The organism is Kitasatospora sp. NPDC058170, from assembly GCF_042883905.1.
Lineage (GTDB): Bacteria > Actinomycetota > Actinomycetes > Streptomycetales > Streptomycetaceae > Kitasatospora.
Window position 1 is genome coordinate 1 of sequence record NZ_JBHVUV010000058.1, and the last position, 26,719, is coordinate 26,719.

Consider the following 26,719-nt stretch of genomic DNA (forward strand, 5'->3'; position numbering starts at 1 on the left):
TGCAGGGGGGACCCTGTGGGAGAGTAGGACGCCGCCGAACAATCATTCCGAAGAACCCCCACCCGATTCCGGGTGGGGGTTCTTTGCGTTTGTCCCTTTTCATTCGCGGGCGTTCGCGCAGGCCGGCCGCCGGATGGCTGGGCGGTGCGCGGGATTGCGCGCGGGATCGTGCGCGGGGTGGTGCTAGGTCCACCCCGGAATCGGGGTGGGACGGCCAGTGCCGTCGAGGGCGGGTGCAGGCAACACTGGCGTAGGACAACCGGTATCGGCATCAGGAGTTACCCGTGGAAGCAGCGAGTCGCACGAGTGGCGCGGCGGTGCGCGCCCAGACCGAGGCTGCCATCGCCTCCAGCGTCCGGGCTCTGGGGCGGCTGGCGCTGCTGGTGCTGGGAACCGTGCCTGCCACCACGATGCCGGTCCTCGCGGCTCTCCTCGGCGGGGCGGCGGTCGCCTCGGCCCTGGATCGCTACTACCCGGGGACGCTGGTGGCGCTGCTGGCGGCGTCGGTGGCCGGGCTGACGATGGCCGGGTTCTTCGTGCGCCGGGTCGCCGGGCGCACGCGTTCCCGGCTCGAGCGCTGGTACGGCGTCCGGCTGCCCGTCGAGTACACCCCCCGGCCGGCCCTGGAGGCGGACGAGCGCGGGCACTGGTGGACCGGGTACTCCTACCACCGCTCCCACTCCGTCGCGCGGCTCGCGCAGCTGCTGCACTGGGGCGCCCGGGACGGGGCGACCCGTTCCGAGGTCCTGTGGCTGCTGGTCAACCCGGTCGCGGTGGTGGCCCTGGCGGGGCCGTCGGCCGCGCTGCTGGTGGGCGGCGCGGTCTACGCGCTCTCGGCCCCGGTGGAGTACCGGACGTACGGCGTCATCGAGTCGGGCGCCGTGGCGGTCCTGCTCTCGGTGGTACTGGGCCTGGCCCTGATGGCCCTCGGGGTGGCGCTCGCGCCGTTCGCGATGCGCGCCTACCTGGAGCTGGCGCGCCGGGTGCTGGACCGGGACGGCCGGGCCTCGCACGCCCAGCTGACCAAGCGGGTGGCGGAGCTGACCGAGACCCGGGCGGACGCGGTCGGCAACCAGGCGGCCGAGCTGCGGCGGATCGAGCGGGACCTGCACGACGGGGCCCAGGCCCGGCTGGTGGCGATCGGAATGACCCTGGGCACCATCGAGCACCTGATGGACAGCGACCCGGCGGCCGCCCGCGAACTCCTCTCCGAGGCGCGGCAGTCCTCGGCCCGGGCGCTGCAGGAGCTGCGCGACCTGGTCCGCGGCATCCACCCGCCGGTGCTCGCCGAGCGCGGCCTGGGCGACGCCGTCCGGGCGCTGGCGCTGGACAGCGCGCTGCCGACGGAGGTGTGCGTGAGCCTGCCGGACCGCCCGGCGGCGCCGGTGGAGGCCGCCGCCTACTTCAGCATCTGCGAGCTGCTGGCCAACGCGGCCAAGCACTCGGGCGCGGAGCAGGTCTGGGTCGACATCCTCTACCGGGCCGGCACGCTGCGGATCACGGTGACGGACGACGGTGTCGGAGTGGCGGACCCCACCCGGGGGACCGGTCTGCGCGGGATCGAGCGGCGATTGGGTACCTTCGACGGTGTCCTCGCCATCGACAGCACGTCGGGCGGTCCGACCACCATCACCCTGGAGCTGCCGTGCGAGTTGTCCTCGCCGAGGATCTCTACCTCCTTCGCGAAGGCCTGATCCGGCTGCTGGAGGCACACGGCTTCACCATCGCCGCCGCGGTCGAGACCGGCCCGGAACTGCAGGAGGCGCTGCTGACGCACCGTCCGGACGTCGCCGTGGTCGACGTCCGGCTGCCTCCGACGCTCACCGACGAGGGACTGCAGGCCGCACTCCAGGCGCGGCGGCAGATCCCGGGCCTGCCCGTGCTGGTGCTGTCGCAGCACGTCCAGCAGCTCTACGCGCGGGAGCTGCTGGCGGACGGCACCGGCGGGATCGGGTACCTGCTCAAGGACCGGGTGTTCAACGCCGACCAGTTCATCGACGCGGTGCGGCGGGTGGCGGCCGGCGGTACGGCGATGGACCCGGACGTGATCGCGAAGCTGATGCAGAGCACCGCCCGCCGCCCGGGCCCGCTGCAGCGGCTGTCGCCGCGCGAGCGCGAGGTCCTGGAGCTGATGGCGGAGGGCTGCTCCAACTCGGCGATCGCGGCCCGGCTGGTGGTGAGCGACGGCGCGGTGGCCAAGCACATCGCCAATATCTTCACCAAACTCGAACTCGCCCCCGCCGAGGACGCGAACCGCCGGGTGATGGCGGTGCTGGCCTACCTCAACGGGACGGCGCAGCAGGTCGGCTGACATCGCGTCCGGTTCCCGCGGGCCCCTGTCCGGCCCCGTCGGGGCGGGTTCGGGGTCTCCGCCCGCGGGCGGAGGATCGCCTGGTCACGGCACCCGCGGGCGCCGTGCGGTGACACCCCGGGCTGCGAGAACGCTGAAACAGGTGTACGAGTAAACTCCGATGGGCCGAGCCCGGAGGTCGCTCAGCCGTCCGGGGCCCCGACAAGCGGGAATCGGCAGCCGAGGCAGCGTACGGCAGCAGCCGACACCCAGGGGTTGATAGACGTAATGGCACGCCCATCACTCACCAAGGCCCACCGCGGCCTGCTCGGCCTGGTCGCGGCCGGCGCGTTCCTCATCTCGGCCATCGGCTTCGCGGGTTCGTACAACGCGGTGCGGGACCTGGCCGTCGAGAAGGGGTTCGGCGCCTTCTCCTACGCCTTCCCGATCGGTGTGGACGCGGGCATCGTCGTCCTGCTGGCGCTGGACCTGGTGCTGACCTGGCTGCGGATCCCCTTCCCGCTGCTGCGGCAGACCGCCTGGCTGCTGACGGTCGCCACGATCGCCTTCAACGCGGCGGCCTCCTGGGGCGACCCGCTCGGGATGGGCATGCACGCGGTCATCCCGGTGCTCTTCGTGGTGGTCGTGGAGGCCTCCCGGCACGCCGTCGGCCGGATCGCCGCGATCACGGCGGACCGGCACATGGAGTCGGTCCGGATGATGCGCTGGCTGCTGTCCCCGGTGCCGACCTTCCGGCTCTGGCGGCGGATGAAGCTCTGGGAGCTGCGCTCCTACGACGAGGTCGTCCGGCTGGAGCAGAACCGCCTGGTGTACCGGGCGCAGCTGCGCTTCCGCTACGGGCGCGGCTGGCGGCGCTCGGCGCCGATCCAGGCGCTGCTGCCGCTGAAGCTGGCCAAGTACGGCGTGCCGCTGGACCCGTCGGTGCTGGACCGGTTGGACGACGAGGCGCGCACGGTGGCGGAGTCCCGGGCGGCCGCGGAGCTGCGGGAGGCCGATGCCGCCGCGGTGGCGATAGCGCCGACCGCCGGGGTGTCGGCCACCGCGGAGCCCGTCCCCGCGGCTGCGCGGCCGGTGTTCGTCCAGCCCGCGTCGGCTCAGCCCGTGCCCGTCCAGACCGTGTCCGCCCAGCCTGTGTCCGCCCAGTCGGCCCCGGCCCAGCCCGAACCGGCCCAGCCCGCGCCCGCGGCGGTGGCCCCCGACGTGGCGGTGCCGATGCTGGCCAAGCTCGCCGCGGTGCGTCGGCGCGCCGAGCACGAGCCGGCGGGCGCCGCCGAGCAGGCTCCGCCGGTGCTCCACGAGGAGCTGAACGTCTGGACCGAGCGGCCGGTGCGGACCGTCGGCCAGCCGGACGACGGCGCCGCCGGCCGGGTCCCGGGCCAGGCCTCGCCTTGGTTCAAGCCGCCGCGGGTGACCACCGCGCCGCCGGCCCCGGTCGCCGTCGCGACGGTCGCCGCCGCCTCCGCCCCTGCCACCGTGCAGGCCCCGCTGCCCGTCCCGCCGTCCCGCGAGGAGTCGTACGCCGACCACGCCGGGGAGCCCGACCGCGAGGAGGAGCCCGCGGACCGGGGCGCGGTGGAGGGCCTGGAGGCTCCCGCGCGGGCGCGGCTGGACGCCGACCTCTGCTTCGAGGCGCTGGTGAGCTACATCGACACCTTCGACAACCACCCGGACCCGCAGCGCCTCGCCGCCTGGCTGACCAAGGAGTACGGCATGGCCGGCACCCTCCCGGACGGCTCGGTGAACCCGAAGGACGTCGCCGAGCTGTTCCCGGAGCTGCGCGACCGCTACGTCTCCGCCGGGAGGGACTGACCCGACGGGGCCGTTCGGCCGGTCCACCGCTCGGTCGGCCATTGACGCCCGATCCCGGCGGGGCTACCTTCGCCTCAACAAACTGTTGAAGCGCTGGTCCGGCACGGACCGGCACGGCGCGGAGGAGTACGGATGTCGCAGGTCGAGGCGGACGGCAGCGGGCCGACGGGCGGAGCCGCGTTCTCAGGCGCCGCCCGTGCCGCGGTGGACGCGCTCCTCGCGCCGGTCGACGCCGACCTGGCCCGCCGCTACCCCGGCGACTCCGGCACCCGCCAGCCGGTCCACACCGTCTACGTCCCGGCCGACGCCTTCGCCGCCGACACCGTGCGCGAGTGGGGCCGGCAGGCCCTGGAGGCCTTCGACACCCACGCCGGCACCCCGGCCGAGCTGGCCCGCGCGCTCGGCGTGGCGGACGACGCGCTGCTCGCCGACGTGCACGCCCGGGTCCGCGCCAAGCTGGAGCGCGAGCCGATCGAGGACCTGCGCATCGACTTCGAGGACGGCTACGGCCCGCGCCCCGACGCCGAGGAGGACGCGGCCGCCGTCCGGGCCGCCGAGCTGGTCGCCGCCGCGGTGGCCGACGGCAGTGCTCCGCCGTACATCGGCATCCGGATCAAGTGCATGGAGGCGGCGGTCCGCGATCGCGGCATCCGCACCCTGGAGCTCTTCCTGGCGACCCTGCTGCAGGCCGGCGGCCTGCCCGAGGGCCTGGTGCTCACCCTGCCCAAGGTGACCTACGCCGAGCAGGTCACCGCCCTGGTCCGGCTGCTGGAGGACTTCGAGCGCGGCGCCGGGCTTCCGGCCGGGCGGATCGGCTTCGAGATCCAGATCGAGACCACCCAGGCCATCCTGGGCCCCGACGGCCGGGCCACCGTCGCCCGGATGATCGAGGCCGCCGAGGGCCGGGCCACCGGCCTGCACTACGGCACCTTCGACTACAGCGCCTCCTGCGGGGTCAGCGCGGCCTACCAGAGCATGGACCACCCGGTCGCCGACCACGCCAAGGCGGTCATGCAGGTGGCCGCGGCCGGCACCGGTGTCCGGCTCTCCGACGGCTCCACCAACGTCATCCCGACCGGCTCCACCGAGCAGGTGCACGCCGCCTGGAAGTTGCACCACGACCTGGTCCGCCGTTCGCTGGCCCGTGCCTACTACCAGGGCTGGGACATGCACCCGGCGCACCTGCCGACCCGCTACGCGGCCGTCTACGCCTTCTACCGGGAGGGCCTGGGGTCCGCTGCCGCCCGGCTGGCCGCGTATGTCGCCAAGGCGGGCGGCGACGTGATGGACGAGCCCGCGACCGCCCGGGCGCTCAGCGGCTACGTGCTGCGCGGGCTGGACTGCGGGGCCGTCGACCCGGCCGAGGTGACCGCGCTGACCGGCCTGGACCGTGCGCAGCTGGACGCGCTGGCCGGCCGTTGACCGAGGGTTAGGCTGGCGGGGCCGGGACGGATCGTCCCGGCCCCGCCAGCCTTCGCCGTCCTTCCGGGAGAACCGCCGCGCCATGTCCGCCACGCCGGAGCCGACCCCCAGGCAGTACCTCACCATCCGGCGCGCGGGCAGCCACGAGATCGAGATCAAGAAGTCCCGGTTCATCTGCCACCTCGCCCGGGTCGCCGACGAGGACGAGGCGCAGGCCTTCATCGCGGGCATCCGCAAGCAGTACTGGGACGCCCGGCACAACTGCACCGCCTTCGTGGTCGGCGACGAGCAGCGCCGCGAGCGCTCCAGCGACGACGGCGAACCGGGCGGCACGGCCGGTGTCCCGATGCTGGAGGTGCTGCGCCGGCGTGGGCTGACCGACACCGCGGCCGTGGTGACCAGGTACTTCGGCGGGATCAAGCTCGGCGCCGGCGGCCTGGTGCGGGCGTACGGGAGCGCGGTGTCGGAGGCGGTGGACGAGGTCGGGCTGGTGGAGCGGCGGCCGGTGGCGCTGCTCGCCGTGACGGCCGGCCACACCAGGGCCGGGCGGGTCGAGAACGACCTGCGGGCGGCCGGGTACACCGTGAGCGACCTGGCGTACGAGGCGGCCGGGGTGCGGATCGAGGTCGGCGTGCCGGAGCCCGGGGTGGCGGCCTTCCACACCTGGCTGGCCGAGGCGACCGGCGGTACCGCGGTTGCGGTGGCGGCCGGGCGGACGTACGTCGAGGTGCCGGTCTGAACGGTGCGCGGTCGGCATCCGCACAGGTGCCCGCACCGGCCCGGGGTTTCGGACATTCTTTCGGACAGTTCGGTGCCCAGCCGTGTCGGGGCCCGCCGCGGCTGCCTAGCCTGGGCCGACCGCCGACCAGGAAGCCGAGCCGCGATGCCCGTCGTCCAGACCATCACCCTGCCCCCGGGGGCCAGCACCGGCTGGCACTACCACCCGGGCCGGGTCGACGTGGTGGTGCTCTCCGGGACGCTGACGCGCACCCTGCACGACGGCCGGGTGGAGGTCAGCCGGGCCGGGGACTCCCTGGTCGAGGAGGCCGGGCCGGTGCACGTCCACATCGGCCGCAACCTGGGCGTCGAACCGGTGGTGCTGATCGCCTCCTACGACAGCCCGGAGGGCTGCCCGCTGGCCGTGCCGGTGGCGGAACCGGCGTGGAGCCGCAGCGGCGCCGAGCACGGCGACGGCTGAGCCGCCGGGACGCCCGGCCGCGCCCCCGGCGGCGGCCTATGCAGATGGCGGGCCGCCAGGGTGTCCGGCTTGAGCAGATTCACTCGAACGTATTGACGTGGCCCGGAGTCGGAACTTCCTCTCCGGGCCACGGCGTTTCCTGGGCAAGGATCCGGCCGAACCGGACGAATAACCCATCGATGGAGGACGACAGACCCCACCCCGCACCACGGAGGTATGCGCATGACCTCAGACCGCTCCCCGTCGCCCGCCCACGCCGGCCTACCCGGCCCCCGGGGCCCCGCGACGCCTTATCGGATGACCGTCACCACGGCGCTCCCACACGTCGACGCCGTCGCCCTGGCCGACCAGCGGCTCGGCGCCTGGCTGAAACAGGAGGGCTGCGAGGAGCCCCCGCCCGGTCCTCCGGAGCCATTCGGCCCCGACGCCCCGGCCGAGCGCCTGCGGCTCGGCGACCGCGTCCTGCTCGACCGCGACCAGGGCCCGCTGCGCGGCGGCCCCGACACCGGCCGCTACGACCGCCGCCGGCTGCGCACCCCGGCCCCGCACGGCACCCACCAGCTCACGCTCACCATAGCGACCGGCGCCGAGGGCCCCACCTGGGTCCGGTTGGAGGCCGAGACGCACACCACCGGCAGCGGCGTACGGACCCCCTGCCGGGTGCCGGTGCCCGAGCTCGCCCGCACCCTGCTGCCGCTGCTCGACGCCACCGACGGGCCGGCCGCCGTGCACCTCGCACCGCGCGTCCTGACCGCCGGCGAGGTCGACGGCCTCATCGACGAGCTCTGCGACCCGGAGCGCCGGCTGCCTACCGTGGTCGCCAGCGTCCCGGTCCACCTCGGGCTGGACGAATGGGTCGCCGAGGTGGTCCGCCCGCTCTGCCAGCAGCTGCCCGGCCTCGCCACCGCCTACGTCCTGGACCCGGGCGCCCGCACGGAGTTCAACGTCGCGCTGGAGTACCACAGCGTCTACGGCGGCGCCGTCCGCACCTACCTGCCCGAGGTCGACCCGGCCTCCCGGCAGGACGGCGTCCGGCACCCGGTGCTGGCCCGCCACCGGATCGAGGAGGACATCCGCCGCGCGGCCGGGCTGCTGGCCCGCGAGCCGCGCCGGATCGCCGCCGAGCAGCCGCTGCCCGCGCCGCTCGCCGCCGTCCCCGTCCTGCGGGTGCCCTCGCCCCAGGCCCGTCCCGGTACCAGCCCGGCCGACGACGACACCCGGGCCGAGCTGGCGGCGCGCGCCCACGAGGAGCGGCAGGACCACGCCGAGCAGCAGGCCAGGGCCGACGAGCTGGAGCGGGTCCGGCTCAGTCTGCGCCGCTCGCGCCGCCGCGGGCGCCTGCTGCCGACCCCCGGCGAGGAGCCGGGCGGCGGGCTGCGCCACGTCGGCACCCAGGTCCGCGGGCTGGCCAACCGGCTCTGCTCCGGCCCCGGCGGCACGGCCGGGCCCTCGGTCGCGGCCGACCATGCCGACCGGGGAAGTCGGAGCAGCCGGGCCGCGGAGGGCGCCGACGGGCTGCCCGAGACCCCCGACACCTTCACCGAGCTGATGACCAGACTGGGCGAGTTCCCGCTGCTCACCTTCACCGGGGACCAGAAGAGCGCGCTCGCCCTCGACGAACTGCAGTGCGCCGGGGCGGGCTGGGCCAGGCTCACCTGGGACGGCCTGACCGCCCTTCAGGAGTACGCCGAGGCGGCGGTCCGCGGCGAGGCCGGCGGCGACTTCAAGCAGTGGTGCGAGCGCACCCCGGCCGGCTGCCACCGCTTCCCGCCCCGCAAGGCCGTGCGGGGGGAGTCCCAGACGGTGTTCAGCCACACCAAGTGGAAGCGCGAGCGGATGCTGCCGGTACCGGAATGCGTGGACGCCTCCCGGCGCGCGTTCATGGGGGCGCACCTGCGGATCGGCGGCGGCCGCACGGCTCCCAGGCTGCACTACCTCGACGACTGCTCGGGCAGTGGCCGGATCTATGTCGGCTACATCGGCCTGCACCTGACCAACACCCGGACCAACTGAGAGGCTTGGCTGACCGGTGCGCCCGTTCGGTGGACAATGTCCAGCAGGGGCGGGCCGCGCGGTCGCCCGCCGCCCCGGGCAGGCGCCGGACGAGCATGGGGGAACGACCACCGATGCAGTACTCAGCAGACGGCCAGCCCGACGGTACTGCCACGGTCCCCCAACCGGGCTTCCTGGCCTCGGTCTTCCGCGACCTCGGCGCGGACGGGCCGGAGGGCGGACCGGCGGCCGGGCCGAGCGGAGCCCGGGACGGCGCTGCGGGTGACGGCCCGTCCGACCCGGGCGGCGACGAGTCGGTCGCGGCCCACGCCCGGGCCGCCGCGCTGACCCACCACCGCACGGTCACCGTCCAGGCCGAGCACGAACGGCTCGCCGGCCTGCTGCGCCGGGCGGCGCTGCCGGTCTCCGCCATGGACTTCGAGAGCCAGCTGCGCCGCTACGAGCCGCGCCCCTACACGGTGGACGGCGCCGAGCCGGACGAGGAGGAGGCCGAACCGCGCTGGGCGGACTACGCACCCGCCGAGCCGCCCGCCGCCGACCCGGACGCCCCACCGTCCCGCCGGCTGCTGGACTCCGGCTACCAGCGCGAGCTGGCCAAGGCCCGGCTGGCCCACCAGCGGGATCTGCGGGGGTGGCGCACCCGGCAGGCGGAGACCGTCAACTCGGCCGCGGACGAGTCCCGGCGCGCCCACGAGGAGGCGGAGCGCGCCCGGGCACGCGCGGTACAGGAGTACAACCAGAGCCTGGAGGAGTGCCGGCGGGCGTACCGGCTGGCGGAGCCCGCGGCCGTGGAGTCGCTGCTGGAGCGGGCGCTGGCCGCCGCCGAGACCGCCACCCAGGACCTGCCCGCGCCCTGCCGGGCCGTCTTCCGCCCGCTCACCCGGACCGCCGTGCTCGACCTCGACCTGCCCCCGCTGGACCTGGTGCCCTCCCTGGCCGGCTACCGGCTCGGCCCGGACGGCGACATCCTCCCGGTACCGCGCCCGCCGGCCGACCGGGCCACCGACTACCTGCGGCTGGTCGCCCGCCTCGCGCTGCGCGCGCTGCAGGCGGCCGACGCCGTGGACACCGACCAGATACTGGCCGGGGTGGTGCTCAACGGCTGGCTGCGCGAGCCGGGCGCCGAGCCGCTCTGCCTGGTCAGCGTCGACGCGGACCGGGACGCGCTGGCCCGGACCAGGCTGCTGCCGCCCGCCGCGCCCTACGAGGAGCACGACGGCGAAGGCGTCTACGCGGACTCCGAACAGGACGAGGCCCTGGTCCGGCTGCGCCAGCTCGGCGCGGCCGTCACCCCCGACCCGTACGCCCGGGCCGGCGTCGAGCCCGCCGCACTGGCGGGCGCCGCGGTGCCCACGGCGCCGGACCTCTCGGCGAACGAGTTCGCGCAGCTGGTCCGCGAGCTGCTCACCCGGGGCGGGCTGGCCCAGTGGAGCGTGCGGCTGCGCGGCCCGGCCGGGCTGGTCGCCACGGGGGAGGGCCCGCCGGGCAGTGCGCTGCCCGGGCGCTGGGTGGTCTGGGCCTCCCGGGGCGAGGAGCCGGTGGCGGAGGAGGAGATCCGGACGCTGGCGGAGGCCGTCCGGGAGGAGGCCGCCGAACGGGGCCTGCGACTGACCACCGGCCGGTTCACCGACGCGGCCCTCGACCTGACCGGCGAGGAGGGCCACCAGCACATCCACCTGGTCGACGGCGACGGCGTTCGCGAACTCGCGCACAGCCACCTGGGCCAGTCCCTCGCCGCCGGCCTCTGAGCGGCGCGAGGGCCGGCCGCCCCGCCCCCGCACCCGGTTCGTGGCGGTCACCCCGACGGCCCGCTCGGCGGGCGGACCGGCGGGGCGGGCCCGAGGCTGGGGGCGCGGGGTCCGGTGCGGCCGGGGCCCGGCCGGGTGGCGGTGTCGCGGACGGCGGCCCGCACGGGCGCCCGGCACCGGTCGGGTGATCGGCCCGGTGACGGGCGTGACACGGGGGAGACGGGATGGGCAGACCGCCCGGTAGGGGGGAGGTCGGGTGACCGCGATCCTGGTCGCCGCCGGGGCGTTCCTGATGACGCTGATCGGCGGGTACGTCGCCCAGCACACCGGTGACCGGCGCCATCTGGTGCTCGGCTTCGCAGCGGGGCTGATGCTCGGCGTGGTCGCCTTCGACCTGCTGCCGGAGGCGCTGCACCAGGCACCCGAGGAGATCCACGGCGTCCCGCAGGCGCTGCTGATGTTCGCGGCCGGGTTCCTCGCCATCCACATCGTGGAGCGGGCGGTCGCCATCCACCGCGGCCACGAGGACGAGTACGCCGAACACACCCACGGCCATCAGCCCGCCCACGCCCACCCGCACGGCCATGTCCACGAACGGCGGGACGGGCAGCAGGGCATCGGTCTGACGGCCGCCCTGGCGCTGGTCGGCCACAGCGTGATGGACGGCTTCGCGATCGGCGCGGCCTTCCAGGCCGGCGGCACGGTCGGCACGGTGGTCGCCATCGCCGTGGTCGCCCACGACTTCGCCGACGGGTTCAACACCTACACGATCACCCGGCTGTACGGGAACGACCGGCGGCGGGCGCTGACCCTGCTGGCGGCGGACGCGCTCGCCCCGGTGACCGGCGCCGGGATCACCCTGCTGTTCACCATCCCCGAGCACCTGCTCGGCCTCTACCTCGGGTTCTTCGCCGGCTTCCTGCTCTACCTGGCGACCTCCGACATCCTCCCCGAGGCGCACAGCCCGCACCCCTCCCGCACCACCCTGCTCTGCACGCTCGCCGGGGTGGGCTTCATGTGGCTGGTGATCGGCTTCGCCGGCTAGCTTTTTGATGGCCGATAGCTGACAGCCGGTCACCGGTCGGCGGCTCCGGCCGAGAGGTCGCGCCCGTCCGGTCAGGGCCTGCCGAGCAGCGCCCACCGCCCGCGCATGGCGGCCAGTGCCTCGGTGATCGCCGGACGCCGCGAGGCCTGGGTGCGCCAGAGCGCGAACACCCGCCGGGTGGGCTCCGGCGCCACCGGCCGGGCCACCACCCCGGGCGGCAGCGTGCCCCGGCCCAGCCGCGGCACCAGGCCCACCCCCAGGCCGGCCTCGATCAGCGCGATCTGGGTCTCGAACTCGCCCACCTGGTAGAGCACGTCGGGCTCCTCGCCGACCTCGCGCATCGTCCGCACCAGCCAGTCGTGGCAGATGTTGCCCGGCGGGACGCTGATCCAGCGCTGACCGCGGAGCCGCCCGACCGGCACCACGGCGAGCGCGGCCAGCGGGTGGTCGGCGCGCAGCAGCAGGTCCACCGGGTCCTCGCCGAGGTCGGCGCGGGACAGCCCCTCCTGCACCGGCAGTGGGACGGTCGGCCAGTCCTGGACCAGCGCCAGGTCCACCTCGCCCCGGGCCACCAGCTCGGCCGCCGGGTACGGGTCGCTCTCCAGCAGCCGCACGTCCAGCTCCGGGCAGCGCACCCGCAGGTCGGCCAGCACGCCCGGCAGCAGTCCGCGCGCGCCGGTGGCGAAGGCGGCCACCAGCAGCCGTCCGGCCGCCTGGCCGCGCTGCTCCTCCAGCCGCACCTCGGCCTGTTCCACCAGCCCGAGCACCGCCTGCGCGGTGGCGGCCAGTTCGCGCGCCGCGTCGGTCAGCGCCACCCCGCGGCCCTGGCGCTCCAGCAGCACCGTCCTGGTCTCGCGCTCCAGTTTGGCGATCTGTTGGGAGACCGCCGACGGCGTGAAACCGAGCGAGGCCGCCGCCCCGCCGACCGAACCGTGCACGGCCACCGCGTGCAGCGCCCGCAGGCGTCCCAGATCCATCATGCAGCAATGCTAAACCGTGGGGTTCAGAACTCGTCGCTGGTGCTACACGGTCGGTGCCGGTCATGCTCGGGGCATGACCGCAGCACCCGCCGCCCCGAGCGGCATCATGAGTCCGCGTCACATCGCCCTGGCCGTCCTGGTGGCGGCCGTCTGGGGCCTCAACTTCGTCCTCATCCACGTCGGACTGCAGAACTTCCCGCCGCTGCTGTTCTGCGCCCTGCGGTTCGCGGTCGTCGCCGTCCCCGCGGTCTTCTTCGTCGGTCCGCCCAGGGTCGCCTGGCGGTGGGTGCTCGCGGTCGGCGTGGTGCTCGGGGTGGTCAAGTTCGGCCTGCTCTTCCTCGGCATGCACGCCGGGATGCCGGCCGGGCTCTCCTCGCTGGTCCTGCAGGGCCAGGCCGTCTTCACCGCGCTGTTCGCCGCCGTCCTGCTGCGCGAGCGCCCCGGCGGCCGCCGGCTCGCCGGCCTGGCGATCGCCTTCGCCGGGATCGGGCTGAGCGCCGTGGACCACGGCCTAGGCGGCCCGCTCGGCGGGTTCGTCCTGGTCGTCCTCGCCGCCCTGGCCTGGGGACTGTCCAATGTGCTGACCCGCCGGGCCGCGCCGCCCGACGCGCTGCGCTGGATGGTCTGGGTCAGCGCCGTCCCGCCGCTGCCGCTGCTCGGCCTCTCGCTGCTGGTCGAGGGGCCGGCCGCGGACCTGGCGGCCCTGCGCTCCCTCACCCCGGCGGGCCTGGGCGCGATCGCCTACGTCGGGCTGGTCTCCACCCTGTTCGGCTTCGTGGCCTGGAGCCACCTGCTGCGCCGCTACGACGCCACCGCCGTGGCGCCCTACTCGCTGCTGGTCCCGGTCTTCGGGATGTCCTCGGCCTGGCTGCTGCTCGGCGAGCGGTTCGGCCTGCCGGCCGCCGTCGCGGCAGTGCTGGTGGTGGTCGGGATCGGGATCACCGCGCTGCGCCCGGGGGCGCTGTCCGACGCGGCGGCCTGGCGGCCCCGTAGGCGGCCTCGGCGGACCGCAGCACTCGCAGCAGCACGTCCTGGTCGGCCGGGCTGACCTGGCCGAAGTACTCCTGGGCGACCTCGTGCCGGACCTGCCCGATCCGCTCCACCGCCGAGCGCCCGTCCTCGGTCAGCACGATCCGGACGGCCCGCCGGTCGGCCGGATCCGGGGTCCGCTCGACCAGACCCGCCTCCTCCAGGGCGTCGACCACGGTGGTGGCCGAGCGGGGGGCGATGTGCAGCCGGTCCGCGAGGTCGCTCAGCCGCATCGCCCGGCCCGGGAGCTCGCAGCCGGGCGCGTGCGCGAGGGCGCGCAGGGCGCGGCCCTGACCGGGGGTGATGCCGTAGGGCTCCAGGCGCTCGCCGGTGCGGCGCCGGATCCGCTTGATCGCCCGGGTCATCGCGTCGGCGAGCTCGGCGGTGGTGTCCTGGGGCACGGCCGACGGCGACTCCGGCGAGTCCGCGGGGGCGGCGGGGCCGGAACGGTCGGCAGCGCCGGAGGGGTCGGCGGGGTCGGAGGGGGAGGAGCTCGCCGCGTCGTCGGTCGGCGTGGTGGTCATGGGCGGCTCTCCTCGGCAGGCGTCCGACCAAGGGTATCGGCCGGTCCGGCGGCCGGGGCGGGGCCCGGGGCCGGACCTCGCCGGGGGCCGGGAACGTGGCGCCGCGCGGGCCTCGGGCGATGGCGGACCGAAAGTTGTTGAGCCTGGCTCACTATTCGGGTTAGCGTAGATCCAAGTGAGGGCGCCCTAAGCCCTCCCGAATCCTGGAGGGCCCGTGCCCCGCTCAGAAGCCCGCGTCGCCACCGACCGTTCCGCCCGCTACGCCAAGCAGCTCGCCGCCCACATGGGCCGCAAGATCGAGGCCCACTGGTCCGAGGAGACCGGCCGCGGCACCCTGACCTTCAGCGCCGGGACCGCCACCCTGGAGGCCTCCCCCGACGCGCTGCTGCTCGCCGTCGAGGGCGAGCAGGAGAACCTGTCCGGCCTGGAGGACGTGGTCGGCCGCCACCTGGTCCGCTTCGGCGCCCGCGACGAACTGGTCGTCGAGTGGCAGCGCGACAACGGCGAGCCCGGCCTCGTGCACCGCAACGAGGAACCCGCCGAGGGCTAGGAGCTGCCGGGCGCGCTGCGGGGCCGGCCGCCCGGGAGCCACCGGACGAGGGCCCAGAGCACCAGACCGCCCACGCACCAGCTGGCCACCACGTCCAGCAACCAGTGGTAGTCGCTCCAGACCAGCCCCAGCCCGACGCCGGCGGCGAGCAGCGCGGCACCCGCGTCCAGGCGCCACCGCGCACGGGCGCCGAGGGTGCGGCCCACCAGCAGCGCGGCCACGCCGTACGACAGGGTGGCGGTCGCCGTGTGCCCCGACGGGTACCAGCCCCACTGGTCGGGGGCCAGCGGCACCCCGAGCGGCCCGGGCCGGGCGAACCAGGCCTTGGCCGGCACCACCAGCAGCGGGATCAGCCCCGCGGTGAGCACCGCCACCGCCACCGGGGACCACCAGCGCCGCACCCCCGCCCGGTACGACCGCCAGGCGGCCAGGGCGCCCGCGGCCAGCAGCACCGGGATGGCGGGGACGGAACCGCCGAGGTCCGACAGCGCCTCGCCGAGGTGGTTGAGCAGGCTGCTGTGCAGCTCGTGCCGGCCCTCCCGGACGGCGTGCCGGGCCCAGCGGTCCAGAGCGAGCAGCGGACCGTCCACCGCCACCTGCCAGGACACCGGTACCAGCACCGCGGCCAGCAGCAGCGGCAGCGCGGGCGAGGCCGCGAACCGGCCGACCACGCGAGGTAGCCGCCCCGGAGCAGGGGGGAGAGCTCCGGGGCGGCTGTGATGATCGCCGTTCCGTGCGCCCCGGGGGGTGTGGGTCGGACGGTCGGTCGATCGGCCTTCGGTGTGTGCCGCCGCTTCCGCGGTGGCCTGGTTGTCCTCGCGACCGCCGTGCGGAGCCGCCGGTGGGGGCGGTGCCGCGGACGAATCCGCCAATGGCTGGGGCTCGCTGTCCATCTGTCATGACACTACGTCAACGGCTTTGCCGCACCGAGCGGCTTCAGCGATTCAGCACAGCATCTTCACCGCCCGGCGGACGCCCTCCCCGGCGGCCCGCACAGGTGGCCGACCGGCCCCGCACACAACCGAACGGCCCGTGGGGACCAAGGTCCCCACGGGCCGTTCAGCGCTGTCCGGACATCCCTCCGGCGGGTGTGTCGCCCTTCGGGCGCCGTCGGATCAGACGGCGGCGAAGGCGTTCTCCAGGATGTCGAGGCCCTCGTTCAGCAGGTGCTCCGGCATGACCAGCGGCGGCAGGAAGCGCAGCACGTTGCCGTAGGTGCCGGCGGTCAGCACCACCAGGCCCTGGGCGTGGCAGGCCTTGGCGATGGCCGCGGTGGCCTCCGCGTTCGGCTCCTTGCCGCCGGCCTTGACCAGCTCGACGGCGATCATGGCGCCGCGGCCGCGGACCTCGCCGATGCGCACCGAGTCGTGGTCGGCGAACTTCTCCTGCAGCGCCCGCAGGCGGCCCAGCATGATCTCGCCGATCCGCTGCGCCTTGCCGTTGAGGTCCTGCTCCTTCATGGTCTCGATGGCGCCCAGCGCGGCCGCACAGGCCACCGGGTTGCCGCCGTAGGTGCCGCCCAGGCCGCCCGCGTGCGCGGCGTCCATGATCTCGGCGCGACCGGTCACCGCGGCCAGCGGCAGACCGCCGGCGATGCCCTTGGCGGTGGTGATCAGGTCCGGCACGACGCCCTCGTCGTCACACGCGAACCACTGGCCGGTGCGGCAGAAGCCGGTCTGGATCTCGTCCGCGACGAACACGATGCCGTTGGCCTTCGCGTACTCCACGATGGCCGGCAGGAAGCCCTTGGCCGGCTCGATGAAGCCGCCCTCGCCCTGGATCGGCTCGATGATGATCGCGGCGACGTTCTCGGCGCCGATCTGCTTGTTGATGATGTCGATCGCCTGCGCGGCGGCCTCGGCGGCGCAGTTCTCCGCACCGGTCAGCCAGCGGTACGGGTACGCGACCGGCACGCGGTGGATGTCCGGGGCGAACGGGCCGAAGCCCTGCTTGTACGGCATGTTCTTCGCCGTCAGGCCCATGGTGAGGTTGGTGCGGCCGTGGTAGCCGTGGTCGAAGACCACGACGGCGGTGCGCTTGGTGTAGGCGCGGGCGATCTTCACCGCGTTCTCGACGGCCTCGGCGCCCGAGTTGAACAGCGCGGTGCGCTTGTCGTGGTCGCCCGGGGTCAGCTCGTTGAGCTGCTCGGCCACGGCCACGTAACCCTCGTACGGGGTCACCATGAAGCAGGTGTGGGTGAAGGCGGCCAGCTGCTCGGTCGCCTTGGCCACCACGGCCTCGGCGCTGTTGCCGACGTTGGTCACGGCGATGCCGGAACCGAAGTCGATCAGCGAGTTGCCGTCCACGTCCTCCAGCACGCCGCCGTTGGCGCGGGACACGTACACCGGCAGGGTGGTGCCGACGCCGGCCGCCACCGCACCCAGCTTGCGGGCCTGCAGCTCCTGCGACTTTGGACCGGGGATCGCGGTGACCAGGCGGCGCTCCTGCGGGAGCGGCGTTGCGGCGCTCATGGGGTTTCTCCAGACTCTTCGGCTCGGTGATTCGCAGGCTACGGCCGCCCTCCCCGGCCGGGCATGCGCCACTCGGTAGCACTGGGCCGTCCGACTTGTCCGAGGCGGCCAGCGCAGGTGGTGCGACTACCCGCAGGCTCCGCTCCACTACATTGAGCGCGGGCGTGTCGCCGGTGCGGCGGCATGGGTATGGCGGGACCGACGACGGTCGGGCCGGGCGGGCGAGGGAGCGGGGCCGTACATGGGACTGGACGGGGCACGGGAACACGGCGAGCGGACCACCGCCACACCCCCTACAACCATGCCCCACCAACTTCCCCGGCAGCCCGCCGGAACCGCCGCTCCCGCCTTCGACCTCCCCGCCTGGGTCGCCGCCCCCCGCCCGGACGCCGCCCCCGGGGTCTACCGCCAGGGCTACCGGCAGATAGACCCCGACCGCGCCGAGGACGCCAAGGTCCCCACCTGGCCCCTCCTCCTGCGCGCGGGGCTGAACGCGGTGGTGGGGTGGTTCACCTATCTCTACGGCACACAGCTGCTGACCTACCTCCTGGTGTGGTTCGGCACGCAGACCGGTATCGGACCCTTGGCCGAGCCGTCGGAGTCCGAAGCCATGATCACCTTGTTGGTCGCCAACGCTGCGGTGATCACCGTCGTGATCAAGGTCTTCGGCCGGATGGGCCGCTGGACCGAGGTGTGGCGGCGGTTCGCGGCGCCGCTGCTCTCGCGCACCGTGACACAGGCGGAGCCCACCGAGGAGGGCGGGGCGGCGGAGGCGGCGCGGCCGACCGACCCCTGGGGGGCGTTGCGGCGGGGTGGGGCGGCGGTGGCGGCGGGGCGGCTGGACGCGGAGGCGGTCGGGGACGTCGACTACGTGCGGATCCAGCAGGCCTGGGAGTCGGCGCAGGCGGACCGGGTGTTCGTGCCGGCGTTCGTGGAGCAGGTGACGGCACGCGGGGCGGCGGCCTTCGCGCACCCCTCGGAGGTGCGGGAGCTGCCCGGCCGGGCGGAGCGGCACGACCTGCTGCTGCGTCAGGTGCGCCTCGGCACCACCCAGGACGTGCCGAAGAATCCGCTGACGCACCGCGCCGCCGGCTTCGCCCTGGACCCGGCCCTGCTGGGTACCTCGCTGCTGGCGGTCGGCCCGGCCGGGACGGGCAAGTCCGCCCGGCTGGCCCGGCCGGTGGCCGAGGCGCTCTGTCTGCAGGCGCTGGCCGGGACGGCGTGCGCGGTGGTGATCGGGGCGGCGGACGCGGACCTCGGCCCGGACGCCTGGTACGACGTGGTGATCGCCCCCGGGGACACCCGCTCGGCGTACGGCCTGGATCTGTACGGCGCGGCGCAGGATCCGGACGAGGCGGCCGCCCGGCTGGCCGAGGCGCTGCTGCCGGACGAGCTGACGGCCCGCGCGGAGAGTGCCCGGACGGCGCTCCAGCAGGTGGTCGGACCGTTCCACGCCGCGAACGGCCGCTACCCGGGGGTGCGCGAGCTGCGGGCGCTGCTCGGCGGCGAGCCGGAGGCCCTGGAGGCGCTGGTGAAGGCGCTGCGCGCGGCGGGCCGGCTGAGCGCCTACGAGCGGGACCTGGACCACCGCGAGCGCCAGCGCGGTCGGGCGGACGACCCGGGGGCGCTGCTGGCCGACCGGCTGGCGCTGCTGGACCGGCCCGCGTTCGAGGGGGCGTTCGCGACCGACGGCACGGGCCGCCCGCCGTTCGCCATGCGGGTGCTGGACCACCCGCTGCGGGTCCGGGTGAAGCTGCCCGAGCGCAGCCACCCGGAGGCGGCGCGGATGCTGTCGCGCCTGGTCGTGGGCCAGTTCGTGCAGGCCGCGGCGGCCCGGGAGGACCGCTCGCTGTTCGCCGGCCTGGTGGTGGACGACGCCTCGGCGGCGCTGGACTCCCACATCGTCCGCGGGCTGCAGCGGATGCGCGGGGCCCACGCGGGCGCCGTCCTGCTGCTGCGCACGCTGGTGGACCTGCCGGAGGCGCTGCGGGCGCCGCTGTTCGGTGCGGTCGGCTGCCGGATGGCGTTCCCGGGGATCGCGCCGTGGGACGGGCGGCTGTTCTCCGAGGCCTGGGGCACCCACCTGGTCAGCGAGACGGCGGTGACGCACGCCCCGGACACCTCGGGCGGCGTCCTGCGGCGGGCCGGGCGGCTCGGCCGCAAGGCGCTCTCCGGCACCACGGCGCAGACCGAGTCCGTGACCACCCGCGAGGTGGAGCGGCTGCGCTGGTCGTCCTCGGATCTGGCGCACGCGCTGCCGGCCGGGCACGCGGTGGTGTCGCTGACGGCGGTCTCCGGCGAGCAGGTGCCGCCGCTCCTGGTCGACCTGCGCGAGGAGCGGCCCGCGCAGCACGGCTAACGGCCCGCGCGGGAGTAGCGGCCTGGGAGCAGCGGCCCGTGAGCGAGGGGCGGCCCCGCCGCGGGTAGGGAACGGCGCCGTATCGCCGTCGAGGTGGATTCGGCAGTGCCCGTTGTCCGGAGCGTCCATAATGAAAGGGAGAGACCCTCACCACCCCCTCAGCCCTCTCCTCGCCCGGCCGCAACGGCGCGGCCAGGTCGTTTCCCCCTCGAAGGTGCCATGCCTCCCACACTCGCCTCCGTCGTTCGCAACACCTCGCTCCATCTGACGGTCCTCGCCGGCGCGGACCACCTGGAGCGGCCGGTCCGCTGGGTGCACACCAGCGAGCTGGACGACCCGACGCCGTTCCTCGAGGGCGGCGAGCTGCTGCTCACCACCGGTATCAAGCTGGGCCGCACCGCCGCCCGGCTCCAGGCGTACGTGCACCGGCTGGCCGACGCGGGCGTGGTGGGGCTGGGCCTCGGGGTCGGCCTCTCGCACACCGAGGTGCCGCAGCCGCTGGTGGACGCGGCCGCCCAGCGCGGGCTGCCGCTGCTGCGGGTGCCGGAGCCGACGCCGTTCATCGCGATCAGCAAGGTGGTCTCGGCGGCGCTCGCCGCGGAGCAGTACGAGGCGGTGACCACCAGCTTCGAGGCGCAGGAGGAGCTGACCCGGGCGGCGCTCGGCAAGGACGGCACCACGGCCGTGGTCCGCCGGCTGGCGGCCCGGCTGGGCGGCTGGGCGGCGCTGTACGACGGGTCCGGCGCGCTCTCCGTGGTGGCTCCGGACTGGGCGGCCCGCCGGGCCGGCCGGCTGGCCGCCGAGGTGGACCGGCTGCGCCGCCGCCCGGCGCCGTCGAGCGCCGCGCTGCAGGGCCGTTCGCCGGGGATAGACACCGCGGACGAGGACTACGTGGTGGTCCAGTCGCTGGGCGCGGACCGGCGGGCCCGGGGCTTCCTCGCGGTCGGCACCGAGGACCGGATCACCCCGACCGAGCGGTACGTGCTGAACGCGGCGGTGGCGCTGCTGACCCTCACCCTGGAGCGCTCGCGCGAGCTGCGGCAGGCCGAGGAGCGGATGGGCGCGGCGCTGCTGCGGATGGTGCTGGCCGGCGAGGTGGCGACCGCCCGGCTGGTGGCGGCCGGGCTGTTCGGCGGTCTGCCCGAGGGCACCATACGGGTCCTGGTGGCCGGCGCCGGCCAGGGTGTGGACGCCGCCGAGTCGCTCGGCGAGCTGGGCGACCGGGCCGAGCAGGCCGGTGCCCGGGTCGGCGAGAAGCTGCTGGTGGCGCGCGAGGAGGGGGCCCACGGGCCGCGGCTGATGGTGCTGGCGCTGGACAACGGCGCCGTGCACCGGGCCTGCCTCGGCGCGGTGGAGGAGCACGAGGGCCTGTCGCTGGGCGTCTCGGCACCGGCCGCGCTGGAGGAGTCGGGTACCGCCTACGCCCAGGCCGAGCGGGCGCTCGCGGTGGCACTGCGCGGCGGCCGCCGCTCGGTGGACCACGAGGAGGTCGGCGCGGGATCGCTGCTGCCGCTGCTCGGCGAGGAGGCCGTGACGGCCTTCGCGGAGGGGCTGCTGCGCCCGCTGCGGGAGCACGACCGCACCGCGCGCGGCGATCTGGTGGCCTCGCTGCGGGCCTGGCTGTCCAGACACGGGCAGTGGGACGCGGCCGCCGCCGACCTGGGCGTGCACCGGCACACCCTGCGCTACCGGATGCGGCGGGTGGAGGAGCTGCTCGGGCGGTCCCTGGACGACACGGACGTCCGGATGGAGCTCTGGCTGGCGCTGCGCTCCGGCGAGGAGTAGGGCTCCGGCGCCGGGGCGGGGGCTGGACGGGATGGAGTGACAGCGAGGTCGAACGCTACTTCGTGGCCAATCCGGTCGGCGCGCCGCCGCCCCTACCCTCGGGTTCAGGCTCCCACGGTCGTGGGGCCGTGAGACGACGAGGAGAGGGCCGGTACCACCGTGACCACCACGTACGAGTTCTGGCTGGCCGGCCGCCGGGCGAGCGGCGACGCCGACTTCGAGGTGCACAACAGCTGGGACGGCCGTCTGGTCGGCAAGGTCAGCGTGCCGACCGAGGCCCAGGTCGAGGAGGCGCTGGACGCCGCCGTCGCCGCCCTGCCGGTGTTCGCCGCGACCCCCGCGCACGTGCGCGCCGCCGCGCTGGACCACGTCGCCAAGCGGCTGGCCGAGCGCACCGAGGAGATCGCCCGGCTGATCACCGCCGAGAACGGCAAGCCGATCAAGTGGGCCCGCGGCGAGGTCGGCCGCGCCGTCTCCGTCTTCCGCTGGGCGGCCGAGGAGGCCCGCCGCACCAACGGCGAGACCATGCGGCTGGACACCGACCCGGGCGGCGTGGGCCGCTTCGCGGTGGTGCGCAAGTTCCCGCGCGGCGTGGTGCTGGGCATCGCCCCGTTCAACTTCCCGCTGAACCTGGTCGCCCACAAGGTCGCCCCGGCGATCGCGGTCGGCGCCCCGATCATCCTCAAGCCGGCCCCGGCCACCCCGCTCTCCGCGATGGTGCTGGGCGAGATCCTGGCCGAGACCGACCTGCCGGCCGGCTCCTGGAGCGTCCTGCCGGTGCCGAACGACCGGATGCCCGCCCTGGTGCAGGACCCGCGCCTGCCGGTGATCTCCTTCACCGGTTCGGACAAGGTCGGCTACCAGATCATGGACTCGGTGCCGCGCAAGCACACCACCCTGGAGCTCGGCGGCAACGCCGCCGCCGTGGTGCTCGCCGACTGGTCCTCCGAGGCCGACCTGGACTGGGCCGCCACCCGGATCGCGATGTTCGCCAACTACCAGGGCGGCCAGTCCTGCATCTCGGTGCAGCGCGTGATCGCCGACGCGTCCGTCTACGACGCGCTGGTGGAGAAGATCGTGGCCAAGGTGCAGGCCCAGGTCACCGGCGACCCCAACGAGGACGCCACCGACGTCGGCCCGCTGGTCGACGAGAACGCCGCCAGGCGGGTGGAGTCCTGGGTGGACGACGCGGTCGCCAAGGGCGCCAAGGTGCTCACCGGCGGCACCCGCGAGGGTGCGACCTACGCCCCGACCGTGCTGGCCGAGCTGCCCGCCGACGCGATCCTGGCCAAGGCCGAGGTGTTCGGCCCGGTCCTGTCGCTGCACCGGGTGGACGGCACCGACGAGGCCTTCGCCGCCGTCAACGACTCCGCCTTCGGCCTGCAGGCGGGCGTGTTCACCCGCGACCTGCAGACCGCCTTCCGCGCCCACCGGGAGCTGGAGGTCGGCGGCGTGATCATCGGCGACGCGCCGTCCTACCGCGCCGACCAGATGCCGTACGGCGGCGTCAAGGACTCCGGCGTCGGCCGCGAGGGCGTCAAGTACGCGATGGACGACTACACCGTCGAGAAGGTCCTGGTCCTCACCGGCCTCGACCTCTGACGGACGTCCGAAGGGCCCGGCCACCGCGCGTGCTGCGGCGGCCGGGCCCTTCGGCGTTCCCCGCCGCGCCTCAGACGTGTCCGGCGGCCGCCGCGACGGCCTCCGCCACCGCGGCGTCGCCGGAGACCAGCTCCAGGGTCTGCCCGGCCGTGCCGGGTTCGTGCAGCAGCGCGGCCAGCACGTCGGCCACGTCGGCCCGGGGGATCCGGCCGCGCCCGACCGAGGCGGCGAGCCGGACCAGGCCGGTGCCCGGGCCGTCGGTGAGCGCACCGGGCCGCAGCACCGTCCAGTCCAGCGCGGTACGGGCCCGTACCGCGTCGTCGGCCGCGCCCTTGGCCCGCAGGTAGGTCTCGAAGACGGGGTCGGCGGGGTACACCGCCCCGGCGTCGGCGCCCATCGAGGAGACGATCAGGTAGCGCCGCACCCCGGCCAGTTCGGCCGCGTCGGCGAGCAGGACGGCGCCGTCGCGGTCGACGGTGTTCTTGCGTGCGGCGCTGCTGCCCGGGCCGGCACCGGCCGCGAAGACCACCGCGTCGGCGCCGGTGAGCAGTCGGGCGAGTTCGGCGGCGCCGGCGGCCTCCAGGTCGAGCAGCAGCGGCTCGGCCCCGGCGTCTACCAGGTCGGCGGCCTGTTCGGCGCGGCGGATGATCCCGGCGGGCCGGTCGCCGCGCTCGGCGAGCAGCCGCTCCAGCCGGAGCGCGATCTGTCCGTGGCCCCCTGCGATGACGGTACGCATGGCTCCGACCGTAACCGGGGTGGCGCCCGGCGTCCTGTGGAGGCGGTCGGCAGGACACAATGGGGCCCATGACTTCGCTCGCCCACCCGCAGCTCGGCTTCACTCCCGTGGTGAAGGACCCTTCGGCACCCCGGGAGCTGGTGATCCTCGGTTCGACCGGTTCGATCGGCACCCAGGCCATCGACGTGGTGCGCCGCAACCCGGACCGGTTCCGGGTGGTCGCCGTGTCGGCGGCCGGCGGCCGGGTGGACCTGCTGGCCGAGCAGGCGCTGGAGCTGGGCGTGCACACCGTGGCGGTCGCGGACCCGGCCGCCGAGCCGGCGCTGCGCGAGGCGCTGGCCGCGAAGGCCGCCGGCCGTCCGCTGCCCGCCGTGCTGGCCGGTCCGCACGCGGCGACCGAGCTGGCCGCGCTGGAGTGCCACTCGGTGCTGAACGGCATCACCGGCTCGATCGGCCTGGCGCCGACGCTGGCCGCCCTGGAGGCGGGCCGGGTGCTGGTGCTGGCCAACAAGGAGTCGCTGATCGTCGGCGGCCCGCTGGTGAAGGCGGTGGCCAGCCCCGGCCAGATCGTGCCGGTGGACTCCGAGCACGCCGCGCTGTTCCAGGCACTGGCCGGCGGGACCCGCGGCGAGGTCCGCAAGCTGGTGGTCACCGCCAGCGGCGGCCCGTTCCGCACCCGGAGCCGGGAGCAGCTGGCCGGGGTCACCCCCTCGGACGCGCTGGCGCACCCGACCTGGGCGATGGGCCCGGTGGTGACGATCAACTCGGCCACCCTGGTGAACAAGGGCCTGGAGGTCATCGAGGCGCACCTGCTGTACGACGTGCCGTTCGACCGGATCGAGGTCGTGGTCCATCCGCAGTCGGTGGTGCACTCGATGGTGGAGTTCACCGACGGGTCGACCCTGGCGCAGGCCAGCCCGCCGGACATGCGGATGCCGATCGCGCTGGGCCTGGGCTGGCCGGAGCGGGTGCCGGACGCGGCGCCGGGCTGCGACTGGACCAAGGCCGCCACCTGGGAGTTCTTCCCGCTGGACAACGAGGCCTTCCCGGCGGTGGAGCTGGCCCGCGAGGTGGGCTCGCTGGGCGGGACCGCTCCGGCGGTCTTCAACGCGGCCAACGAGGAGTGCGTGGAGGCCTTCCTGAAGGGGCGCCTCGCCTTCACCGCGATCGTGGACACTGTTGCCAAGGTCGTGGCCGAGCACGGACAGTACGGGGGCGGCCGGACCGGGGCGGGAACTTCCCTGACGGTCGAGGACGTCCTGCACGCGGAGGACTGGGCCCGCGCCCGGGCCCGCGAGCTGGCGGCGGGCTGACGGCTCCGGCCGCGGCAGGACAAGCGGCAAGACAAGACGACGAGCGGAGTGGCATGACGGAGGACCAGCGGTGGCAACGGTTTTGACGGTGGTCGGCATCCTGGTCTTCGCGGTCGGGCTGCTGATCTCGATCGCCTGGCACGAGCTCGGCCACCTTTCCACGGCCAAGCTGTTCGGCATCAGGGTGCCGCAGTACATGGTCGGGTTCGGCCCGACCGTCTGGTCGCGCCGCAAGGGCGAGACCGAGTACGGCATCAAGGCGATCCCGCTGGGCGGGTACATCCGGATGATCGGGATGTTCCCGCCCGGTGAGGACGGGCGGATCACCAAGCGGAGCAGCTCGCCCTGGCGCACCATGATCGAGGACGCCCGGGAGGCCTCCTACGAGGAGCTCCAGGACGGCGACGACGACCGGCTCTTCTACACCCGCAAGCCGTGGAAGCGCGTCATCGTGATGTTCGCCGGCCCGTTCATGAACCTGGTCCTGGCCTTCGGGCTGTTCCTGACGGTGATGATGGGCTTCGGCGTCTCGATGGCGGTGCCGACCATCGGCACCGTCTCGCAGTGCATCGTCAAGGCCGGCCAGCCGACCGACAGCTGCCCGGCCGACGCGCCGCAGACCCCGGCGGCCAAGGCCGGGCTGAGGCCCGGCGACAAGGTGGTCTCCTTCGACGGCGACCGGATCCACGGCTACGAGCAGCTCCAGGCGGACATCCGCAGGTCGGCGGGGAAGACCGTGGCGATCGTGGTCCAGCGCGACGGGCAGCAGGTCACCCTGAACCCGACCATCGCCGTCAACGACGTCCAGAAGTACGGCGACAACGGCATCCCGCTCAAGGGCCAGACCGTGCAGGCGGGCTTCCTGGGCTTCACGCCGACCAGCGGTGTCGTCCGGTTGGGCTTCGGACAATCCCTCGACCGGATGTACGACATGGCGGAGGGCGGCGTGAAGTCGCTGATCGCCCTGCCGGGCAAGATCCCGGGGCTGTGGCACTCGGTGGTGGACGGCACCCCGCGCGACGCGGACTCGCCGATCGGCATGGTCGGCGCGGCCCGGGTGAGCGGCGAGGTGTTCTCGCTCGACATCCCCGGCAGCCAGCGGATCGCGACCTTCGTGAACCTGCTGGCCGGGATCAACCTGTCGCTCTTCCTGTTCAACATGCTGCCGCTGCTGCCGCTGGACGGCGGCCACATCGCGGGTGCGGTCTGGGAGGGCGTCCGCCGCCGCTTCGCACAGCTGTTCAAGCGGCCCGATCCGGGCCCGTTCGACGTGGCCCGGCTGATGCCGCTGGCCTACGTGGTGGCCAGTGTCTTCATCGGATTCACCCTGCTCGTGCTGGTCGCGGACCTGGTGAACCCGGTCAAGATCAGCTAGTCGGCCGGGTACGGCTGGTGTGCTCGGGGCCACCGCCGTGCCGTACCGTTGGTGGCCGGGCGCGCGTTCATCGCCGCGCCCGGCCCCGGCCGTTGTCAACGGGCCGGATCGACCGACACCTCAACCCCGGGGAACCCTGCGCACATGACCGCGATCTCGCTCGGTATTCCGTCCCTGCCGCTCAAGCCGCTCGCCAAGCGCCGTGTCTCCCGGCAGATCATGGTCGGCAACGTACCGGTCGGCGGCGACGCCCCCGTCTCGGTGCAGTCCATGACCACCACCGTGACCTCGGACATCAACGCCACGCTGCAGCAGATCGCCGAGCTCACGGCCTCCGGCTGCCAGATCGTGCGGGTCGCCGTCCCCTCCCAGGACGACGCCGACGCACTGCCGATCATCGCGAAGAAGTCCCACATCCCCGTCATCGCCGACATCCACTTCCAGCCGAA

22 protein-coding genes are annotated in these 26,719 nt (G+C 74.8%); 17 read left to right on the plus strand and 5 right to left on the minus strand.

The genetic code is table 11. The annotated features are described in order from the left end of the window. Nucleotides 1-284: 284 nt before the first annotated feature. From ACFVVX_RS36590 to ACFVVX_RS36630, 9 genes are all read left to right on the plus strand, one after another. Entirely contained in the window at nt 285-1,694 is a 1,410-nt protein-coding gene (locus tag ACFVVX_RS36590; protein ID WP_387952327.1) for a histidine kinase, read from the plus strand. Beyond that, nucleotides 1,646-2,311 (plus strand): LuxR C-terminal-related transcriptional regulator, encoded by a 666-nt coding sequence (locus ACFVVX_RS36595; RefSeq protein WP_387952329.1) that lies wholly within the window; start codon nt 1,646-1,648, stop codon nt 2,309-2,311. Before ACFVVX_RS36590 ends, ACFVVX_RS36595 begins: the two co-directional genes overlap by 49 nt. Nucleotides 2,312-2,578: 267 nt before the next feature. Then, on the plus strand, nt 2,579-4,120 hold the full coding sequence (locus ACFVVX_RS36600; RefSeq protein ID WP_387952331.1) for a DUF2637 domain-containing protein: 1,542 nt from the start codon (nt 2,579-2,581) through the stop codon (nt 4,118-4,120). A 132-nt stretch (nt 4,121-4,252) separates the two neighbouring features. Further along, the gene (locus ACFVVX_RS36605) at nt 4,253-5,542 is read left to right on the plus strand and encodes a DUF6986 family protein (RefSeq protein WP_387952333.1); all 1,290 of its coding nucleotides are present in this window, start codon (nt 4,253-4,255) and stop codon (nt 5,540-5,542) included. An 82-nt stretch (nt 5,543-5,624) separates the two neighbouring features. Beyond that, nucleotides 5,625-6,281 carry a YigZ family protein gene (locus ACFVVX_RS36610; RefSeq protein WP_387952335.1) on the plus strand — a complete coding sequence of 219 codons (657 nt, stop codon included), beginning with the start codon at nt 5,625-5,627 and terminating at the stop codon, nt 6,279-6,281. Between the two features lie 144 nt (nt 6,282-6,425). Beyond that, a complete protein-coding gene (locus ACFVVX_RS36615; RefSeq protein WP_387952336.1) occupies nt 6,426-6,740 on the plus strand; it encodes a cupin domain-containing protein in 315 nt (104 codons plus the stop codon). A 297-nt stretch (nt 6,741-7,037) separates the two neighbouring features. Beyond that, entirely contained in the window at nt 7,038-8,753 is a 1,716-nt protein-coding gene (locus ACFVVX_RS36620) for a hypothetical protein (RefSeq protein ID WP_387952337.1), read from the plus strand. 113 nt (nt 8,754-8,866) lie between these two features. Beyond that, nucleotides 8,867-10,501: a restriction endonuclease gene (locus ACFVVX_RS36625; RefSeq protein WP_387952339.1), complete on the plus strand. Its 1,635-nt coding sequence runs from the start codon at nt 8,867-8,869 to the stop codon at nt 10,499-10,501. A 292-nt stretch (nt 10,502-10,793) separates the two neighbouring features. After that, nucleotides 10,794-11,546 carry a ZIP family metal transporter gene (locus tag ACFVVX_RS36630; RefSeq protein WP_387952363.1) on the plus strand — a complete coding sequence of 251 codons (753 nt, stop codon included), beginning with the start codon at nt 10,794-10,796 and terminating at the stop codon, nt 11,544-11,546. 71 nt (nt 11,547-11,617) lie between these two features. On the opposite strand, the gene ACFVVX_RS36635 is transcribed toward ACFVVX_RS36630, so the two are convergent. Then, on the minus strand, nt 11,618-12,526 hold the full coding sequence (locus tag ACFVVX_RS36635; RefSeq protein WP_387952340.1) for a LysR family transcriptional regulator: 909 nt from the start codon (nt 12,524-12,526) through the stop codon (nt 11,618-11,620). 106 nt (nt 12,527-12,632) lie between these two features. Here ACFVVX_RS36635 and ACFVVX_RS36640 point away from each other — a divergent pair, with 106 nt between their 5' ends. Beyond that, a complete protein-coding gene (locus ACFVVX_RS36640) occupies nt 12,633-13,574 on the plus strand; it encodes an EamA family transporter (protein WP_387952365.1) in 942 nt (313 codons plus the stop codon). Here the strand turns inward: ACFVVX_RS36640 and ACFVVX_RS36645 are convergent. Next, entirely contained in the window at nt 13,465-14,079 is a 615-nt protein-coding gene (locus ACFVVX_RS36645) for a MarR family winged helix-turn-helix transcriptional regulator (RefSeq protein WP_387952342.1), read from the minus strand. The genes ACFVVX_RS36640 and ACFVVX_RS36645 overlap by 110 nt on opposite strands. Nucleotides 14,080-14,293: 214 nt before the next feature. Between ACFVVX_RS36645 and ACFVVX_RS36650 the strand changes: the two genes are divergently transcribed. Then, on the plus strand, nt 14,294-14,629 hold the full coding sequence (locus ACFVVX_RS36650; protein WP_387952344.1) for a DUF2218 domain-containing protein: 336 nt from the start codon (nt 14,294-14,296) through the stop codon (nt 14,627-14,629). Here ACFVVX_RS36650 and ACFVVX_RS36655 read toward each other — a convergent pair. Together ACFVVX_RS36655 and gabT are read right to left on the minus strand one after the other, a co-directional pair. Continuing rightward, nucleotides 14,626-15,300, minus strand: a complete 675-nt coding sequence (locus ACFVVX_RS36655) for a phosphatase PAP2 family protein (RefSeq protein ID WP_387952346.1) — start codon at nt 15,298-15,300, stop codon at nt 14,626-14,628. The two genes, ACFVVX_RS36650 and ACFVVX_RS36655, sit on opposite strands and share 4 nt — an antisense overlap. 444 nt (nt 15,301-15,744) lie before the next feature. Then, nucleotides 15,745-17,100, minus strand: coding sequence for a 4-aminobutyrate--2-oxoglutarate transaminase (gene gabT / locus ACFVVX_RS36660; RefSeq protein ID WP_387952348.1), 1,356 nt, complete (start codon nt 17,098-17,100; stop codon nt 15,745-15,747). 301 nt (nt 17,101-17,401) lie between these two features. On the opposite strand from gabT, the gene ACFVVX_RS36665 reads away from it, so the two are divergent. From ACFVVX_RS36665 to ACFVVX_RS36675, 3 genes are all read left to right on the plus strand, one after another. Then, complete coding sequence (locus ACFVVX_RS36665) at nt 17,402-19,459, plus strand: ATP-binding protein (RefSeq protein ID WP_387952350.1); 2,058 nt, start codon at nt 17,402-17,404, stop codon at nt 19,457-19,459. A 219-nt stretch (nt 19,460-19,678) separates the two neighbouring features. After that, nucleotides 19,679-21,244 (plus strand): PucR family transcriptional regulator, encoded by a 1,566-nt coding sequence (locus ACFVVX_RS36670; protein WP_387952352.1) that lies wholly within the window; start codon nt 19,679-19,681, stop codon nt 21,242-21,244. 159 nt (nt 21,245-21,403) lie between these two features. Then, nucleotides 21,404-22,846 carry an aldehyde dehydrogenase family protein gene (locus ACFVVX_RS36675; RefSeq protein ID WP_387952354.1) on the plus strand — a complete coding sequence of 481 codons (1,443 nt, stop codon included), beginning with the start codon at nt 21,404-21,406 and terminating at the stop codon, nt 22,844-22,846. Between the two features lie 70 nt (nt 22,847-22,916). On the opposite strand, the gene ACFVVX_RS36680 is transcribed toward ACFVVX_RS36675, so the two are convergent. After that, nucleotides 22,917-23,582 (minus strand): SDR family oxidoreductase, encoded by a 666-nt coding sequence (locus tag ACFVVX_RS36680; protein WP_387952356.1) that lies wholly within the window; start codon nt 23,580-23,582, stop codon nt 22,917-22,919. 68 nt (nt 23,583-23,650) lie between these two features. On the opposite strand from ACFVVX_RS36680, the gene dxr reads away from it, so the two are divergent. The 3 genes from dxr to ACFVVX_RS36695 form a co-directional block, all read left to right on the plus strand. After that, complete coding sequence (gene dxr, locus ACFVVX_RS36685) at nt 23,651-24,895, plus strand: 1-deoxy-D-xylulose-5-phosphate reductoisomerase (RefSeq protein WP_387952358.1); 1,245 nt, start codon at nt 23,651-23,653, stop codon at nt 24,893-24,895. A 70-nt stretch (nt 24,896-24,965) separates the two neighbouring features. After that, a complete protein-coding gene (locus ACFVVX_RS36690; RefSeq protein WP_387952360.1) occupies nt 24,966-26,270 on the plus strand; it encodes a M50 family metallopeptidase in 1,305 nt (434 codons plus the stop codon). Between the two features lie 144 nt (nt 26,271-26,414). After that, the coding region (locus tag ACFVVX_RS36695) for a flavodoxin-dependent (E)-4-hydroxy-3-methylbut-2-enyl-diphosphate synthase (RefSeq protein ID WP_387952362.1) at nt 26,415-26,719 on the plus strand (305 nt) is incomplete at its 3' end.